The sequence below is a fragment of the Pseudomonas sp. DD1 genome, assembly GCF_044510355.1.
In the GTDB taxonomy this organism is placed as follows: Bacteria; Pseudomonadota; Gammaproteobacteria; order Pseudomonadales; family Pseudomonadaceae; genus Aquipseudomonas; species Aquipseudomonas shahriarae.
Window position 1 is genome coordinate 25,178 of the sequence record NZ_MSAJ01000005.1, and the last position, 15,880, is coordinate 41,057.

The 15,880-nt window shown below is 59.9% G+C and carries 16 protein-coding genes and 2 pseudogenes; 9 read left to right on the forward strand and 9 right to left on the reverse strand.

Annotated elements, in window-relative coordinates:
• The first annotated feature begins 48 nt into the window (after window positions 1-48).
• Both PSFL_RS04165 and PSFL_RS04170 read left to right on the forward strand, forming a co-directional pair.
• Entirely contained in the window at window positions 49-612 is a 564-nt protein-coding gene (locus tag PSFL_RS04165) for a TetR/AcrR family transcriptional regulator (protein ID WP_397469741.1), read from the forward strand.
• 44 nt (window positions 613-656) lie between these two features.
• On the forward strand, window positions 657-1,136 hold the full coding sequence (locus PSFL_RS04170) for a nuclear transport factor 2 family protein (RefSeq protein ID WP_057440109.1): 480 nt from the start codon (window positions 657-659) through the stop codon (window positions 1,134-1,136).
• A gap of 51 nt (window positions 1,137-1,187) precedes the next feature.
• On the opposite strand, the gene PSFL_RS04175 is transcribed toward PSFL_RS04170, so the two are convergent.
• Window positions 1,188-2,345, reverse strand: a complete 1,158-nt coding sequence (locus tag PSFL_RS04175) for a PQQ-dependent sugar dehydrogenase (RefSeq protein WP_397469742.1) — start codon at window positions 2,343-2,345, stop codon at window positions 1,188-1,190.
• 18 nt (window positions 2,346-2,363) lie between these two features.
• Complete coding sequence (locus PSFL_RS04180) at window positions 2,364-2,681, reverse strand: hypothetical protein (RefSeq protein WP_169961018.1); 318 nt, start codon at window positions 2,679-2,681, stop codon at window positions 2,364-2,366.
• Window positions 2,682-2,878: 197 nt separating this feature from the next.
• Here PSFL_RS04180 and PSFL_RS04185 point away from each other — a divergent pair.
• A pseudogene (locus tag PSFL_RS04185) lies at window positions 2,879-3,064 on the forward strand (Ku protein); the annotation flags it as partial.
• Window positions 3,030-3,404, forward strand: a pseudogene (gene ligD, locus PSFL_RS04190) (ATP-dependent DNA ligase); the annotation flags it as partial. The pseudogenes PSFL_RS04185 and ligD, both read left to right, overlap by 35 nt.
• Window positions 3,405-3,432: 28 nt before the next feature.
• Here the strand turns inward: ligD and lpxO are convergent.
• Both lpxO and PSFL_RS04200 read right to left on the reverse strand, forming a co-directional pair.
• Window positions 3,433-4,332: a lipid A hydroxylase LpxO gene (lpxO, locus tag PSFL_RS04195; RefSeq protein ID WP_057440106.1), complete on the reverse strand. Its 900-nt coding sequence runs from the start codon at window positions 4,330-4,332 to the stop codon at window positions 3,433-3,435.
• 284 nt (window positions 4,333-4,616) lie between these two features.
• Window positions 4,617-5,960, reverse strand: coding sequence for an LPS O-antigen chain length determinant protein WzzB (locus tag PSFL_RS04200; RefSeq protein ID WP_057440105.1), 1,344 nt, complete (start codon window positions 5,958-5,960; stop codon window positions 4,617-4,619).
• A gap of 406 nt (window positions 5,961-6,366) precedes the next feature.
• On the opposite strand from PSFL_RS04200, the gene PSFL_RS04205 reads away from it, so the two are divergent.
• Window positions 6,367-6,777 (forward strand): TIGR03067 domain-containing protein, encoded by a 411-nt coding sequence (locus PSFL_RS04205; RefSeq protein WP_397469743.1) that lies wholly within the window; start codon window positions 6,367-6,369, stop codon window positions 6,775-6,777.
• Between the two features lie 126 nt (window positions 6,778-6,903).
• Here PSFL_RS04205 and PSFL_RS04210 read toward each other — a convergent pair whose 3' ends face one another.
• Window positions 6,904-7,716 (reverse strand): bifunctional 2-polyprenyl-6-hydroxyphenol methylase/3-demethylubiquinol 3-O-methyltransferase UbiG, encoded by an 813-nt coding sequence (locus tag PSFL_RS04210; protein ID WP_057440103.1) that lies wholly within the window; start codon window positions 7,714-7,716, stop codon window positions 6,904-6,906.
• Window positions 7,717-8,186: 470 nt separating this feature from the next.
• On the opposite strand from PSFL_RS04210, the gene PSFL_RS04215 reads away from it, so the two are divergent.
• Together PSFL_RS04215 and PSFL_RS04220 are read left to right on the forward strand one after the other, a co-directional pair.
• On the forward strand, window positions 8,187-9,773 hold the full coding sequence (locus tag PSFL_RS04215; protein ID WP_071610063.1) for an ABC-F family ATPase: 1,587 nt from the start codon (window positions 8,187-8,189) through the stop codon (window positions 9,771-9,773).
• Window positions 9,774-9,951: 178 nt separating this feature from the next.
• Complete coding sequence (locus tag PSFL_RS04220; RefSeq protein WP_397469744.1) at window positions 9,952-11,124, forward strand: MFS transporter; 1,173 nt, start codon at window positions 9,952-9,954, stop codon at window positions 11,122-11,124.
• Here PSFL_RS04220 and PSFL_RS04225 read toward each other — a convergent pair.
• Both PSFL_RS04225 and PSFL_RS04230 read right to left on the reverse strand, forming a co-directional pair.
• Window positions 11,118-12,155, reverse strand: coding sequence for an alpha/beta hydrolase family protein (locus PSFL_RS04225; protein WP_397469745.1), 1,038 nt, complete (start codon window positions 12,153-12,155; stop codon window positions 11,118-11,120). The genes PSFL_RS04220 and PSFL_RS04225 overlap by 7 nt on opposite strands.
• Window positions 12,156-12,339: 184 nt before the next feature.
• Window positions 12,340-12,951, reverse strand: a complete 612-nt coding sequence (locus tag PSFL_RS04230; RefSeq protein ID WP_397469746.1) for an FMN-dependent NADH-azoreductase — start codon at window positions 12,949-12,951, stop codon at window positions 12,340-12,342.
• 125 nt (window positions 12,952-13,076) lie between these two features.
• Between PSFL_RS04230 and PSFL_RS04235 the strand changes: the two genes are divergently transcribed.
• Together PSFL_RS04235 and PSFL_RS04240 are read left to right on the forward strand one after the other, a co-directional pair.
• Window positions 13,077-13,985 (forward strand): LysR substrate-binding domain-containing protein, encoded by a 909-nt coding sequence (locus PSFL_RS04235; RefSeq protein ID WP_397469747.1) that lies wholly within the window; start codon window positions 13,077-13,079, stop codon window positions 13,983-13,985.
• Between the two features lie 11 nt (window positions 13,986-13,996).
• The gene (locus tag PSFL_RS04240) at window positions 13,997-14,347 is read left to right on the forward strand and encodes an MmcQ/YjbR family DNA-binding protein (RefSeq protein WP_057440098.1); all 351 of its coding nucleotides are present in this window, start codon (window positions 13,997-13,999) and stop codon (window positions 14,345-14,347) included.
• A gap of 88 nt (window positions 14,348-14,435) precedes the next feature.
• On the opposite strand, the gene PSFL_RS04245 is transcribed toward PSFL_RS04240, so the two are convergent.
• Together PSFL_RS04245 and PSFL_RS04250 are read right to left on the reverse strand one after the other, a co-directional pair.
• A complete protein-coding gene (locus tag PSFL_RS04245; RefSeq protein ID WP_057440097.1) occupies window positions 14,436-14,819 on the reverse strand; it encodes a DUF1294 domain-containing protein in 384 nt (127 codons plus the stop codon).
• A complete protein-coding gene (locus PSFL_RS04250) occupies window positions 14,819-15,649 on the reverse strand; it encodes an undecaprenyl-diphosphate phosphatase (RefSeq protein WP_057440096.1) in 831 nt (276 codons plus the stop codon). Before PSFL_RS04250 ends, PSFL_RS04245 begins: the two co-directional genes overlap by 1 nt.
• Window positions 15,650-15,880: the final 231 nt, after the last annotated feature.

Consider the following 15,880-nt stretch of genomic DNA (forward strand, 5'->3'; position numbering starts at 1 on the left):
GAAAATAATTGATTGACCAAGAAGAACGATCGTTCTACTGTTTGCAGCATGAACGATATGACCAGCAGTGAAACCCGCGACATTATTCTGGACGTCACCGAAAAGTTGATCTATCGGCACGGCATTGCGGCCACCGGTATGGATCTGTTGGTGAAAACCGCCGGCGTCTCCAGGAAAAGTATCTACCGCTACTTTGCCAATAAGGACGAACTGGTGATCGCCGCCCTGCAGCGGCGCGATGAGCGTTGGTTGCAGTGGCTGCGCAGCGAGGTCGAGCAATACGCCGGCAGCGGCGCCCGCTTGCTCGGCGTGTTCAGCGCTCTGAAGACCTGGTTCGGCTCTGCGGACTTTCGCGGCTGCGCCTTTATCAACACCAGCGGCGAAACCGGTAACCCGCAAGACCCGGTACGTTTACTGGCCAAGGCACACAAACAGAAACTGTTCGAGTATCTGCTTGAACTGTGCGAGGCACATGGCACCCCGGCCCCGGAGCAGCAGGCCGCGCAACTGCTGATACTGGTAGATGGCGCCATTACCATCGCCCTGATCATGGGCGATGTCACCGCCGCTGATAATGCGCAATGCATGGCGCAGAACTTATTGGCACTTTGAAAGTTGTACGGATTTAACAACTAACGATCCAAAGGAGCAGTCAAATGACCGCCAATGCACACGTGCGTCCGCCCTTACCGCCCTTTACCGAGCAATCGGCCATTGAAAAGATCCGTCTCGCCGAAGACGGCTGGAACTCCCGTGACCCGCAACGCGTGTCGCTGGCCTACACCCTGGACACCCAGTGGCGGAACCGCGCCGAATTCGCCCATAACCGCGAGCAGGCCAAGGACTTCCTGACGCGCAAATGGGCCAGGGAACTAGACTACCGCTTGATCAAGGAGTTGTGGGCGTTTACCGGCAACCGCATCGCGGTGCGTTATGCCTATGAATGGCACGACGATTCCGGCAACTGGTTCCGCTCCTACGGCAACGAGAACTGGGAGTTCGACCAGGACGGTCTGATGTCCAATCGGCATGCGTGCATCAATGACATGCCGATCAAGGAAAGCGAACGCAAGTTCCACTGGCCGCTGGGACGGCGCCCGGATGATCATCCGGGGCTGTCCGAACTGGGGCTGTAACCTTGTAGGAGCCGGGGGGCGTCCAGTCCTTGCCGGCTCCTGCAATGCCCGTCAATCCTGCTTCAACCCCACCTGATACAACACGCCATCCTCCTCATCCGTGAGTACGTACAGGAAACCATCCGGGCCCTGGCGTACATCGCGGATACGCGCCTTCAGTTCGCCCAGCAGGCGCTCTTCGTGGATCACCTTGTCGCCCTCGAACTGCAGGCGAATCAGTTCCTGGCTGGCCAGGGCGCCGATAAACAGGTTGTGCTGCCAGGCTTTGAAGCGGTCAGCGTCGTAGAACGCCATGCCGCTGATGGCCGGTGACTTTTCCCACACATGATGGGGGCCGACCGTGCCTTCGGCTGTCTTGCCACGGGCCTCGGGAATCGGCAGCAAGGAATAGTTGATGCCGTGGGTCGCCAGGGGCCAGCCATAGTTCTTGCCACGTTCGATGATATTGATTTCATCGCCGCCACGCGGGCCGTGTTCGTTTTCCCAGAGGGTGCCAGTCCACGGGTTCAGCGCCGCGCCCTGGGGGTTGCGCTGGCCATAGGACCAAATCTCCGGCCGCGCTCCCGGCTGGCCGACAAACGGGTTGTCATCCGGCACGCGGCCATCCGGGTAGATGCGCACCACCTTGCCTTGCAGCTTGTCCAGGTCCTGAGCCGTGGGCCGATCGTTGTTCTCGCCCAGGGTCACAAACAGGTAGCCATCTCGGTCAAACACCAGGCGCGAGCCAAAGTGATTACCGGTAGAGAGCTTGGGCTCCTGGCGCAGGATCACCTGGAAGTCCTTGAGGCCGCTCAAGTCATCGCTCAAACGGCCACGGCCTACCGCAGTGCCGGCCGTACCGCCCTTGCCGCCACCTTCGGCGTAGGACAGGTAGACCAGGCGGTCTTCCTTGAAATCCGGTGACACCACCACATCCAGCAAACCGCCCTGCCCTTTGGCCCAGACCTGCGGCACGCCACTCAACGGCGCCGATAATTTGCCATCACTGCTCACATAGCGCAGCGCGCCCGGCCGCTCGGTGACCAGGAAACCTTGCTTGTCGGGCAAAAACGCCACCGCCCAGGGATGGTCCAGGCCTTTGACAATCGGGGTCGCGGTGAGGCTGCCTTGCTCGCTGGGGAACTGGCGGGTCTCGGCGGCCAATGCGGGCAGCGCGCTTGCCAGGGCGGCAGCGCAGCAGGTCGCTAAAAGGGTTTTGCGTAGAAACATACGTGGGGTTCCTTGCGTTCAGGGCCGGCGATTGCCATTGGCATCTTGTGTCGGGGCTGAAGGTTGGGTGGCAGGGCGTGTGGGCGCTGCATCACGTTGCGGATAGCGATTGCCGATACCGCCGTTTTCCAGGGTCGGCGGCCGCGGTACCGGCGCGGTGTAGGTACCGCGGGCGGCGGGCGTATTGGGCTGGGTGCCCTGCATGCTATTGGGATTGGCCCGCTTGATCGGGCTGTTATACGGGTTGTTGTTGCCGGGCAGGTTTTGCGCCTGCAACCCGCCACTCAAGGCAAGGCCCAGGGCCAGTACTGCAAGGCTGCGTGTACGGCTGTTCATGACAAAACCTCTATAGGGCGAGGAATACCTGCATTCGATAACACGCTACGCCCTGGGTTCGGATTTGGTAACTAAATACTTTCCAGGCAGGTGTAACACGGCTTTTCGAATGCCCCTGTGCCAACCGGCCGACAGCCGAAACTTTTGCCAGCGGCTGCAGGTCACCTGAAGACCATTCCCCATCAGGAAGCACGGCTATGCCACGGGCAATATGGAAAGGCGCAATCAGCTTCGGCTTGGTACACATCCCCGTGTCGCTGGTCTCGGCCACCTCGGCCCAGGGCGTGGATTTCGACTGGCTGGACAAACGCAGCATGGACCCCGTGGGCTATAAGCGCATCAACAAGACCACCGGCAAGGAGGACACCAAGGACAACATCGTTGGCCATTGCGCTGTTCATGACACAGCAACTGCCGGAGCGTTTTACCGCCACCAGCGGCCCCAAAAACCGCATCGGCAAGATCTTTATCGACTACCTGCGCAATGGCCGCGGTGCCAGCACCGTCGCCGCCTATTCGGTACGTGCCCGCCCGGGGCTGCCGGTTTCCGTGCCCATCAGCCGAGATGAACTCGACAGCCTGCGCAGCGCCCAGCAATGGAATGTGACGAATTTGCAGGCGCGCTTAAACAGCCTGAAAGCCGATCCCTGGGCGGGTTATGCCAACCGCCAGCGGCTCAGCAAGAAGATGTGGCAGAAGCTGGGGGCCCAGCCGCCTGAATAGAGCCCCCCGGTGGCAAGGGGGCTGATGCTCAGATCAGGATAAAAATCACTGCCAAACCGGCAAAGATCGCCCACTTTTCCAGGTAATAGCGGGTGCGGTTACGCTTTTTCAGCTCCTTGCCCCGCAAGCGGATCTTGTACAGGCGGGTGAAGGCGCGGTTCAAGCCACCGGTCTTGTCCCCGGCATCATTGGGTGAGCCGGCGGCCGCCATGACGTTGCGGCTGAACCAGCGATTGAATGCAGCCGCCCAACGATATTTCATCGGCCGCTCGATATCGCAGAACAGAATGATGCGGTTTTGCGCCGTGGTGTTTTCGGCGTAGTGGATGTAGGTCTCATCGAACATCACCGCCTCGCCGTCACGCCAGTAATAATTCTCACCGTCCACGTTGATGTAGCAGCCTGGATCGTTGGGCGTATCCAGCCCCAGGTGGTAGCGATAGGAGCCAGCATAAGGATCGCGATGGCGGACCAGCCTGGAACCTGGCGGCAGTTCGGCAAACATCGCCGCCTTGATCGAACCGATACTTTGCACCAGCTCGGTAGTGCGCGGGCACAGCTTCATGGCCGAGGGGTGACTGTCGCCGTACCACTTGAGGTAGAAACGCTTCCAGCCCGATTTGAAAAACGAGTTGAAGCCCACGTCGTTGTATTGGTCGGAGCGCTTGATCTCGCCGGCGCGCATCAGGTTCTGGCCTTCCTCGCGGATCTCCTGCCAATGCTCCTGGAGCGGGCTCAGGTCGGGGAAGTCACTGGGGGCAAGGTACGGCCGGCCGGGCAGCTTGGAGAACAGGTAAAGGAAGCAATTGACCGGGGCGAGGAAGGTGGAGTGGTCGCTTAATTGACGGCCCAGCTTATGTCGCACCCGGCCACGCAGATGGACATACGCAATGGACGCAACGTACAGAGCAACAATAATGAGTTTCACGAGAATTCGTCACATATCAGAAGAGTACAGGCTGCTCCGCCAGGCCCTACCGGGCTGGGGATGGAAAATGCAGCACCTGAAATCACAATTCATTAACAGACCCACGACCGTCTTGGAGACAATTCGGATAGTGGCCAATGGCAGTTATTTTAGCCATAGTTTGTAACCAAAGGTTAACTAAGAATTGTGAAAAGGTGTCTTCCGACTGTATAGCCGCGCCACCTCGAACGGGCGGTGGCGGGAGTACCGGGCTGCGACGCAGCCCGGGAAAGGTCCGGTGTGACTCAGCCCAATGGCGAGTCATCCTTGCGTTCACGCCGGGTAAAACGGTCATCGTCCAGACCTGAATAGGCCACAGTCTGGCGCCGCGTCAGGACCAGATGGCGAACCAGCGCAACGAACATCCCCAGCAGCAAGCCGACGGCCAGGCTCAATGCAACCACCAGGACTTTTTTCGGTTTGATCGGGCTCAGCGGCTCTTGCGCGCGCCGGTCAATCGTCACCAGTTTCAACGCACTCATATCAATGTTCAGGCCACGCAGGCGTGCCACTTCAGCACGCAAGGGCTCGACGTCCTGCAGGAAAATATCTTCATTGCCCCGCCGCTTCATGACTTCGACTTGGCGATTGACCTCCAGCAGTTGCAGCTCCTTGCCGATTTCCGCAACACGGCTATTGGTGAAGTCGTCATTGGTACGCTGCTGCAGAGCCGTGCGCTCGGCTTCCAGGGCATCGGTGCCGAGGAAGTACAGGGGAATCTGCTGGTTATTGACCTCGGTACGCATCACCTGACTGGAGCCACTACGCCCGGCATCGGCCATGGACGAAGGTGTGGTCGGGTTCTTGATGCCCATGGACTTGGCAATCGAGATCGCTTCATTCAACTCTGCCAGACGGTTGGAACGCTGCATTTTCATCTGCAGGCGCAAGGCACTGAGTTCATCTTCCAGCTGTGCGCGTTTGAGCTTGTCGCCCTCCAGCAGCTTGGCGATCTTCGATTCCTTGTCGGTTTCATAATTGGAGCGCGCCGCGTCAATCTTGCCCTTGAGCTCGGTAAGGCGGTTGTTGACGATCACCTTGAGGTCGGCGCCCACCTGCTCACGCTCTGCGGCAATGGCGTAATCAACAAAGCCGTTGAGAATCGCCACCCCGTCAATGTCCGTGGGGTATTGCAGTTCGAGACGAATATAGCTGCTCAGGGAGTCGGATTTTTTCGGATCGGGCAGGATCAGCTTGATCGAGTTACGGTTGAACGCTTCGAAACTCTGTTCAAGGCTGCGCCCTGGCTCCTGAAACGCCTGGAACAACGCGGGGTTGGCCTTGAAGAAGCTCAGTCGTGCGTCATACGAATCCAGTTGCGCGCCGACTTTGGCCAGTGCGTCCGCTGGTGGCAATTTGTAGACTTCGGAGCGATTGAGGGCATCCAGCTCATTGATAGCCGCCGGGCGCAGCACGCTGCTGACCTGATATTCACGGGGCGCCAGCAACGCATAGCCAACGCCAATCACGCCGGCAAACAGGGTACAACCGATGACCAGTTTCTTTTGTCGCCAGATTGAGTGGAACAGATCAAATAAATCAATTTCATCGGACACCACGGGGGCTTGCACCTGGGGAGCTCTGTTCAAAATGGGGACACCCTTCTAAAAGTGGACGCTGGCTGCCCACTACACGATAGATCTGAATAACCAACTGAAAATACAGGGACAACGCCCTGGATATAGCCAATACGACACGAGGCGACGGTTATCCGACCATTGCGTCACTGAAAAAATCCCTACCGCACTCAGATTGTTTTCCTTTAGAAAAAATAATGTCATATACGGCATTGATCAGCGTAGACGACATATCGGAAACCACCGCGCTCACGATATGTCAGAATCGCTTTAAATATCTGCTGGCAAAGGAAAAAAACCGACCGCAGCACAACTTTGGGAAATTTCCTGCAAAATCTTTTAACGGAACTTGCTACGGAGCATTTCTTGCTGTTGGCGGGCCCGCCATTTACATGTCGCATCAAAAAGGATTTTTTACATGCCCTCGTCCCCTTCCCGCTCCACGCCGTGCCCGACCGAAAAGGATAAACAAGCCCTGCAAGGCACCTGGGAACAAATCGCCCTGGAAGACAGCGGCATCGCCAACCCACCGGATGAACACAGTGCGCCCGGTGCGCTGACCACAATCGAGGGGGATCAGTTTCGGGTCATGACCCAAGATGGCGAGGTATTACTGCAGGGCAGTTTTACCCTGGACGCCAGCACCACGCCCAAGAGCATCACCTGGATCGACGCCATCGGTGCCGACGCCGGAAAGCACCTGCCCGCCAGTTACACCCTGGATGATGAGCGCTTCGTGTTTATCGCGGCGGATGAAGGCATGCCCCGGCCTACGCGTTTCAGTACGACGCCAGGGCAGACAATCCGCACTTTCGTACGCCGGTCATGAACGGATGAGGGGCATTCGTTTTTGCGACAGGATTTTCACGAAGTATTCACGTTTGGCGCGCTAGGTTAGACCCAACTCCTCAGATGAATCCCTTGGCCCGCCGCCCCAGCGGGCCTTTTTTTGCCTTCAGGCCGGGCGCTTGACGGCGGTCAGGGTGTAGCACATCGGCAGTTGCGCCGGCTGGTTCTCATACTGGTCGTAGAGCTCTTCGCGATTGGAGTGCGGGTACTCCTGCAGATGGCTGATCTGCAAGCCTGCCGCGATGGCCGCGCTGACAACCTCGCCTAAGGTGTGCACGAACCAGTAAGACGCCGCGGCTGCGCTGTTACTCGGACCTTCATAGACAATTGCCTCGTGCTGCACAAAAGGCTCGCGGCGAAAATATGAGGTGACCGGCAGCATCGGGTTCGGCGCTTCGGGGTCGAACACTTCCAGGATCGGATGAGTCTCGTAGATCACCAGCGTCCCGCCGTCTTTGAGGGTGCTGGCGACATGCCCCATGAATAGCCCGATATCCGGCATCCAACCCAACACCCCGATGGTGATCAGGGCGATATCAAAACGCCCCTGCAACCGCTCGGGCAAATGATGAATATCGGCTTCGATAAACTCGGGCGCATGGGGTGAGCGACTGGCCAACTCCGCCGCCTGTGCCAGAAATGCATCGGACTGGTCGACCCCCACCACACTGCTGGCGCCCAGCCCATACAGCGACAGGCTTTCACGGCCGTTATTGCAACCCAGTTGCACGGCATCCCGCCCCTTGACGCCCACCTGCATTAACAGGGTGGTCAGGGTGGGATCCAGGCAGGAGAAATCAGGCGCGCCGACATCCGCGAGCAGGCTTTGCCAGTGCTCGGTAGCTTTGTGGTGTTCGGCGGATTCGTTCCAGGCGGCCTTGTTGCTGGCGATTGCCTGTTGAGCAGACAGCGTGTCCATTGCGTCTCCAAACCATTGAACGTGCGCACCACGATGGCGATGAGCGCCGTCAAGAAAACAGAAGGGAGTTCGCCCCGCACCGACAGCCTCGCCATCCTTGAACCGGTAAAGAGCCATCACTGCAGGGCGAACGCTGGAAACTTAATCCACGGTCATTGGATGTTCAACTGTTAACAAACACAGATCGGACGGTCGATACAGTTTCGATACAACTCGATGCTTTTTGTAAAAATTTCCGCAAAAAAAAGACAAACCAGGCACTTCCAGCGGCCCGACACGCCTGCCTGTCATATAACTCACGCCGCACATATGCGACAATGCGCGCCAAATTCCAACATACACCCCATATTTTCTGCTCGGCGACTGGGCTTCACGCCTTGATGTCGCTGTTGACGCATGCCCGTTGGCCCGGGCTCCGAATGGGTCCCGGCCCAAATAAGCGCACCCCAAGCTATTGATAGGTAAAGTAATTGATCTCCACAGCTAACATCACCATGCAGTTCGGCGCCAAGCCGCTGTTTGAGAACGTCTCGGTCAAGTTCGGCGCCGGTAACCGTTATGGTTTGATCGGTGCCAACGGTTGCGGCAAGTCGACCTTCATGAAAATCCTCGGTGGCGACCTCGACCCGTCCGGCGGCCAGGTCATGCTGGAGCCGAACGTGCGCCTGGGTAAGCTGCGCCAGGATCAGTTCGCCTACGAAGAATTCAATGTCATCGACACCGTGATCATGGGTCACGAAGAGCTGTGGAAGGTCAAAGCCGAGCGCGATCGCATCTACTCGCTGCCGGAAATGAGCGAAGAAGACGGCATGGCCGTGGCCGAGCTGGAAACCGAGTTCGCCGAAATGGACGGCTACACCGCCGAATCCCGTGCCGGTGAACTGCTGCTGGGCCTGGGTATCGGCATCGAGCAGCACTTCGGCCCGATGAGCGAAGTGTCTCCAGGCTGGAAGCTGCGCGTATTGCTGGCCCAGGCGCTGTTCTCGGATCCGGAAGTGCTGCTGCTCGACGAACCGACGAACCACCTGGACATCAACACCATTCGCTGGCTGGAAAACATCCTGACCCAGCGTAATAGCCTGATGATCATCATCTCTCACGACCGTCACTTCCTGAACAGCGTGTGCACCCACATGGCTGACCTGGACTACGGCGAGCTGCGCCTGTTCCCGGGCAACTACGACGAGTACATGACCGTGGCGACCCAGTCCCGCGAGCAGTTGCTGTCGGACAACGCCAAGAAGAAAGCGCAGATCTCCGAACTGCAATCGTTCGTCAGCCGCTTCTCGGCCAACGCCTCGAAAGCCAAGCAGGCCACTTCCCGCGCCAAGGCGATCGACAAGATCCAACTGGCCGAAGTCAAGCCTTCGAGCCGTGTGAGCCCGTTCATCCGTTTCGAACAGACCAAGAAACTGCACCGCCAGGCGGTCATCGTCGAGCGCATGGCCAAAGGCTTTGACGGCAAGACCCTGTTCAAGGACTTCAGCTTCCAGGTTGAAGCCGGCGAGCGCGTGGCGATCATCGGCCCGAACGGTATCGGCAAGACCACCCTGCTGCGCACCCTGGTCAACGAACTGACCCCGGACGCCGGTAGCGTGAAGTGGACCGATGCGGCCGAACTGGGCTACTACGCCCAGGACCACGCCCACGACTTCGAAGACGACGTCACCCTGTTCGACTGGATGGGCCAGTGGGCCCAGGGCGAACAAGTGATCCGCGGCACCCTGGGCCGCATGCTGTTCTCCAACGATGAGATCCTCAAGTCGGTCAAGGTCATCTCCGGTGGTGAGCAAGGTCGCATGCTGTTCGGCAAGCTGATCCTGCAAAAGCCCAACGTGCTGGTCATGGACGAACCGACCAACCACTTGGACATGGAATCCATCGAGGCGCTGAACCTGGCGCTGGAAAACTATCCGGGCACGCTGATCTTCGTCAGCCACGACCGTGAGTTCGTATCGTCCCTGGCCACCCGCATCATCGAGTTGAGCCCAAGCGGCGTGATCGACTTCAGCGGCACCTATGACGACTACCTGCGTAGCCAGGGCGTGGTGTTTTAAGGGCCGCCAATAGCGGTTAGCCACACGCTGCAAGTAAAAGCCCCGTCAGCAGTGACGGGGCTTTTTGCATTTCCAGGCTCGACCAACGGCGCGTCAGGGCCGATGATTGTTAGCCTGCTTCCTTTTCTTCCACGCCCTTGCCATGATGCGTTCACCGCCCTGCCGCGAATGAGCCTCCATGCCAGCCGCCCCCAGCTCCCTGTCGATCACCCTGCAGATCGTCTCCATCGTCTTCTATACCTTTATCGCGTTTATCTGCATCGGCCTGCCGATTGCGGTGATCCCCGGCTACGTCCATGAACAACTGGGTTTCAGCGCCGTGGTGGCCGGCGTAACCATCGGTTCGCAGTACCTGGTCACCCTCCTCAGCCGCCCCATGGCCGGGCGCATGTCGGACAACGCCGGCACCAAGCGCGCGATCGTGCTGGGCTTGAGCGGTATTCTGCTCAGCGGTGTCTTGACGTTTTTTGCCACGCTGCTGCACAGCCTGCCCAGCCTGAGCCTGGGGATTCTGCTGGTCGGTCGCGTGTTGCTGGGCGTGGCCCAGGGCCTGATCGGTGTCGGCACCATCAGTTGGTGCATGGGCCAGGTCGGCGCCGAACACACCGCGCGCTCGATCTCCTGGAACGGCATCGCCTCCTATGGCGCCATCGCCATTGGCGCGCCGCTGGGCGTGGTGATGGTTACGCAATACGGTTACAACAGCCTCGGTCCCGCGCTGGCCGTGCTGGCAGCCCTGGGCCTGGTGCTGATCCGCAAAAAACCCTCGGTGCCGGTGGTGCGCGGCGAGCGCCTGCCGTTCTGGGCGGTGTTTGGGCGGATCGCGCCGTTTGGTGCCAGCCTGTGCCTGGCGTCCATTGGCTACGGCACCCTGACCACCTTCATTGCCCTGTTCTACCTCAATCGCGGCTGGACCGGCGCCGCCTGGTGCCTGACGGTGTTTGGCATCTGCTTTATCCTCTCGCGCCTGCTGTTTATCTCGAGCATCAGCCGTTTTGGCGGGTTTCGCGCGGCGATTGCCTGCATGACCCTGGAAACCCTCGGCCTGACCCTGCTGTGGCTCGCGCCCTCGCCCGCCATTGCCTTGATCGGCGCCGGCCTCACCGGGTTTGGCTTGTCGTTGGTGTACCCGGCACTGGGCGTCGAAGCCATCAAACAGGTGCCCAACAGCAGCCGGGGCGCCGGGCTGAGTGCCTATGCGGTGTTTTTTGACCTGGCGCTGGCGATTGCCGGACCGCTGATGGGTGCGGTGGCGTTGAACCTGGGCTACTCGTGGATTTTCTTTTGCGCGGCGCTACTCTCCGTCACGGGCCTGGGCCTGACCTGGCTGCTGATGCTCCGGGCCTACTGATCCGCAGTCTGCATCCCGGCCCGCGAGTGCTGGCCGAGGGTGCGCCCGAAAAATCGTCCGGCCTCGGAGATCAGGTCGCGGTGAATACCCTCGCGGTCCACCCCATCGGCATCGGTACAAAGCGCCGGCATCAGCGCCAGTTGCTCGTCATCGCAAGGGGCCATGAAAATAAAGTGCCCAGCCCCGGCCAACAGTTTGAAATCCGGCGGCTGTGGCAGCTTGCGCGCCAGGGCGGCGGCGTTTTTATCCACGGCTACCAGCTTGTCGCCATCGCCGCTATAGAGCAGCACCGGCACATGCACGTCGCCCAGGGTCTGACGACCGAACATCAGGCTGAGCGGCGCCATCAGCATCAACGCGTGGATCCGTGGGTCGGCCTGGGGTTGCAGGTCATCGCGGTCGACCACCAGCTCACCCTTAGAGGTACAGGCGTCGCGGTCTTCAGGACGCTCCTGGCAATAGCGGCGCAAACGCTCGAAATCCGGCTTGGCCCCGGCCAGGATCAGCGCCGTCTCGCCGCCCGCCGAATAGCCAATCACCCCTACCTGGCCCACGTTGACGAACGGCGACAGCATCGGGTCGCCCAGGGTCGCGGTAATCGCCGCAGAAATCTGGATCGGCCGGCCATACAGGTTACTCAAGGTACCCAGACGGCTGTGGTCCTTATAGTTGTCGCCTGGGTGCAGCACGGCGACCACCACAAACCCCTTGCGCGCCAGCGACGTCGCCAGGTCGTGCAAAGCCAGGGGCGTGCCGGTGTTGCCATGGGACAGCATCAGCAACGGGAAGCGGCCGATGGCGACCTTGGCGTCCTCGGCGGCGGCGACGCGATAAGCCCCCACCTGACTGAGATGTTCATCACCCGTGGACGGATAAAACGTGATGGCTTTCATCGGCTGCGAATCCAGCGGGTCAAGAAAGCTCATGCGGTGATAGCCCACGCTCCAATGGGGGTGCGGGGCGACAGCGGCGTGCACTGAAACGAGGCCGCCGAGCAGGGAAACCAGCAAGACTGCACAAAGACGCATCATGGGGATGTCCACCTGTGCTGGGTGACGCCTGCAGGCCGATGCAGCCTCGGGCGGTATGACCCGGTGTTGCATAAGCTGCGCCATATTCGCCGGTTCAAAACAAAAAACTCCGTATTCCGCCGGCATTGAAGCTAGCAGAATACAGAGTTTAGACAGCCCGAATCAGATTGAAAGGCGCTCGTGCTTACGCCGCGACGAACAACTGCTCGCTGATCAGCGCATTGGCATCGTTCAATGCCTTGCTGCGTGCTTCGTCACCATAGGCCAGGCCGTGGGCACGTACGAACTCGATATCAGTGATACCGAAGAAGCCCAGCAGCACTTTCAAGTAGTCCTCGTGCCCGACGCCGGTCGGTTGGCCAACGTGCAGGCCACCGGCGGTGGAGACCACGATGACTTTTTTGTCGCCGCACAGGCCTTGCGGGCCGGCTTCGGTGTAGCGGAACGTCTGGCCAGCGACGGCAATGCGGTCGATCCAGGCCTTGAGCTGGGTGGGAATGGTGAAGTTGTACATCGGCGCGGCGATAACCACCGCGTCGGCAGCCAGGAACTCGGCCAGGGTCGAGGCGCTCAGGTCGGCTTCGTGCTTCTGTACGGCATCACGCAACTCGGCGGCGGTGCCCAACGCGCCCAGGGTAATCCCGGAAAAATGGTTGATACCTTCGCTGGCCAGGTCACGGTAGGTCACTTCGACACCCGGCTCAGCCGCTTGCCAGGCCTTGACCACTTTGCCGCTCAACTGGCGGGATACCGAGTTGTCACCGAGGATGCTGGAATCAATATGCAAGAGTTTCATGTGGGATCTCCAAGTGAGGATCGCCACCGGCGATCTGATGGGGAGAATCCTACAGATCAATCCAATAGCCGATTAGCCGGTTAAAATGCGATAGTTCGTCCCACTGACAGGACAATAGGCCCAACATGCAAGACCTCAATGACCTCTACTATTTCGCCAAGGTGGTGGAAGCCGGTGGCTTCGCGGCGGCAGGCCGGCTGCTGGGCATCCCCAAGTCGCGGCTGTCGCGGCGCATTGCCGAACTGGAAGAACGCCTCGACGCCCGCCTCTTACAGCGCACCACCCGGCAACTGACCCTGACGGCCGTCGGCGAACGCTACCTGGGGCACTGCCAGGCGATGCTGCTGGAAGCGGAAATGGCCGACGAAGCCGTGGTCAACATGTCCAGCGAACCCCGGGGCCGGCTGCGGGTCAGTTGCCCGGTGGGCCTGGCCCACGAAATCCTGCCGACGGTGGTGGCGCAATTCCTCGCGGCCCACCCGCTGGTGCAACTGGAGATGATGCTGATCAATCGCCGCGTCGACCTGGTGGCCGAGGGTGTAGACGTAGCCTTGCGTGTGCGCGAATTGGGGGACGAAGACCCACTGCTGGTGACCCGCCGCCTGCGTCAGGCGCAGACGGCCATGGTCGCCAGCCCCGAGTTTGTGCGCGACCGCCAGATCAACAGCCCGGCCGACCTCAAACACCTGCCGGTATTGGGCGCCCTGGAAGCCGACCGTATGGTCCACCTGCGTATGCTCGACCCTGCCGGCAATGCCACCGATCTGGCGATGGAGGCCCGCCTGGGCATCGACGACTTCCTGGTGCGCAAGGCCAGCGCCCTCGCCGGCCTGGGCTTCACCGTGCTGCCCATGATGTATTGCGAGCAGGAGCTGGAAAGTGGCCAACTGGTGCAACTGCTGCCCGAGTGGTCGCTGCCCGGTGGCTGGCTGCAAGCGGTGTACCCGCATCGACGCGGCGTATCCCCAGCGGTGCGCGCCTGGATCGACTTTCTGGCCCATGCCTTCAACAGTTGCGGAGATCGACTGCTATGAGTACCCGGAGCATGACCGAAGACGACGTCGCCCAGTTCTGCCTGGGCTTGCCCGGTGCACGGGAGGATTACAAGTGGGGCGGTGTGCGGGTGTTCTCGATTGCCGGCAACAAGATGTTCGCCCTGCAGAACCTGCGCGGCGACTCCCTGGCGTTCAAGGTCGACAAGGAACTGTTCCTCGGCCACGTCGACCGCCCCGGCATCCACCCGGCGCCGTACCTGGCGCGGGCGCAGTGGATCATCATGCAGCTGCCCTACCCACTGGGCGGCGAAGAACTGCGCGGCTTGCTGCAGCGCTCCCACCAGTTGGTGGTGAGCAAACTGCCCAAACGCACGCAAATCGGCCTGAGGCTGGACGAGTAAGCCAGTCCAGGTCGTCTTGTACACAACTTGATCATCGAGATATGCACATACCCCGATGGGCGCAACTTCGCTCTCAAACCCCACGCGGCTAGAAGACTGCCAGCAGCGTGCCACCCAGAAACAACTGATCAATCCAGAACACCTGGTGCAGCAACACAATCAGCCAGAACACCACTTGATAAGACACCTTGCGCGTCTTGTGCCGGAACACCTGCTGCGCAACCAAGGCACCCGGCCAACCACCGGCCAGCTCCATGGCATGCAGGATCTTCTCCGGGGTGCGCCAGCTATCGCTCTGGGCCTTGCGCTTGTCACTCCAATACAGGCAAAACGTCACCACGCTGACCAGGCCATAGGCCGCCAACGGGATCAGCGACACCCCGCGATACGCCAGCAGTGCCGCGCCAAACAACGGCACGGCACACAACAGTGCAAACACCACAGCCTTCAAGCGCAGATGCTGGATTGTCATCACGCCTTGGCCGCCGCCCAGTCAATCCAGCCGAACTGCCAGGTGGCCAGGATCAGCAAACCGAACGCAATGCGGTACCAGGCAAACACTGCATAGCTGTGGCTGGCGATGAACTTGAGCAAGCCACGCACTGCAATCATCGCGAAGATGAACGAGACCACAAAACCGACGGCAAACACCGGCAGATCCGCAGGCTGGAACAGGTCACGGTACTTATAGCCCGAGTACACCGCCGCCCCGACCATGGTCGGCATCGCCAGGAAGAACGAAAACTCGGTGGCAGCCTTGCGCGACAGGCCGAACAACAGGCCACCGATAATGGTCGAGCCGGAACGCGACGTCCCTGGAATCATTGCCAGGCACTGGGCAAAGCCCACTTTCAAGGCGTCTTTCCAGGTGATGTCATCGACGGTTTCGGCATGGATGACATGCTCGCGACGCTCGGCCCACAACATGATCACCCCGCCGATCACCAGCGCAGTGGCCACCGTGATCGGGTTGAACAGGTATTCGTGGATCAGGTCGGCAAAAATCACCCCCAGCACCACCGCCGGCAGGAAGGCGATCAGCAGGTTGACGGTAAAGCGCTGGGCGTTGCGCTGGGTCGGCAGGCCGGTCACCACGTCGAGGATCTTGCGCCGGAATTCCCAGACCACCGCCAGGATGGCGCCCAGCTGAATGATGATGTTGAACGCCATGGCGCGCTCGCCACCGAAGTTGAGCAAGTCGGCGACGATAATCTGGTGCCCGGTACTGGAGATCGGCAAGAACTCCGTCAGCCCTTCGACAATGCCAAGTATCAATGCCTGAAAGGCGGTCCAAAGATCCATTATTCCCCCAAAGGTCATGCGACGGCATGCCTCGTTGATATTTTCTAGGTGTTCACTAACGATGAGCACGCGGCAAGGTCGCGCGCAGGATCAAGGCTGACCTGCCAAAATTCTGTGAAAAATCAGGCAGTACTCAGGTTTTTTGATTCCGGGCCGAAAGCCTATCAGACAAGCCCGGATTTCGCTTCGCGTTATCACTGGCCGATCAACGCAGCACCGAAAATTATAAGA

What these genes read in the sequence shown, in the direction of transcription:
- PSFL_RS04250 (WP_057440096.1), bottom strand. Translation starts at nt 15,649, where the DNA reads ATGGATCTTTGGACCGCCTTTCAGGCATTGATACTTGGCATTGTCGAA.
- PSFL_RS04205 (WP_397469743.1), top strand. Translation starts at nt 6,367, where the DNA reads ATGCCCTCGTCCCCTTCCCGCTCCACGCCGTGCCCGACCGAAAAGGAT.
- PSFL_RS04245 (WP_057440097.1), bottom strand. Translation starts at nt 14,819, where the DNA reads ATGACAATCCAGCATCTGCGCTTGAAGGCTGTGGTGTTTGCACTGTTG.
- PSFL_RS04240 (WP_057440098.1), top strand. Translation starts at nt 13,997, where the DNA reads ATGACCGAAGACGACGTCGCCCAGTTCTGCCTGGGCTTGCCCGGTGCA.
- PSFL_RS04225 (WP_397469745.1), bottom strand. Translation starts at nt 12,155, where the DNA reads ATGATGCGTCTTTGTGCAGTCTTGCTGGTTTCCCTGCTCGGCGGCCTC.
- PSFL_RS04180 (WP_169961018.1), bottom strand. Translation starts at nt 2,681, where the DNA reads ATGAACAGCCGTACACGCAGCCTTGCAGTACTGGCCCTGGGCCTTGCC.
- PSFL_RS04235 (WP_397469747.1), top strand. Translation starts at nt 13,077, where the DNA reads ATGCAAGACCTCAATGACCTCTACTATTTCGCCAAGGTGGTGGAAGCC.
- PSFL_RS04210 (WP_057440103.1), bottom strand. Translation starts at nt 7,716, where the DNA reads ATGGACACGCTGTCTGCTCAACAGGCAATCGCCAGCAACAAGGCCGCC.
- PSFL_RS04175 (WP_397469742.1), bottom strand. Translation starts at nt 2,345, where the DNA reads ATGTTTCTACGCAAAACCCTTTTAGCGACCTGCTGCGCTGCCGCCCTG.
- PSFL_RS04230 (WP_397469746.1), bottom strand. Translation starts at nt 12,951, where the DNA reads ATGAAACTCTTGCATATTGATTCCAGCATCCTCGGTGACAACTCGGTA.
- PSFL_RS04170 (WP_057440109.1), top strand. Translation starts at nt 657, where the DNA reads ATGACCGCCAATGCACACGTGCGTCCGCCCTTACCGCCCTTTACCGAG.
- PSFL_RS04220 (WP_397469744.1), top strand. Translation starts at nt 9,952, where the DNA reads ATGCCAGCCGCCCCCAGCTCCCTGTCGATCACCCTGCAGATCGTCTCC.
- PSFL_RS04165 (WP_397469741.1), top strand. Translation starts at nt 49, where the DNA reads ATGAACGATATGACCAGCAGTGAAACCCGCGACATTATTCTGGACGTC.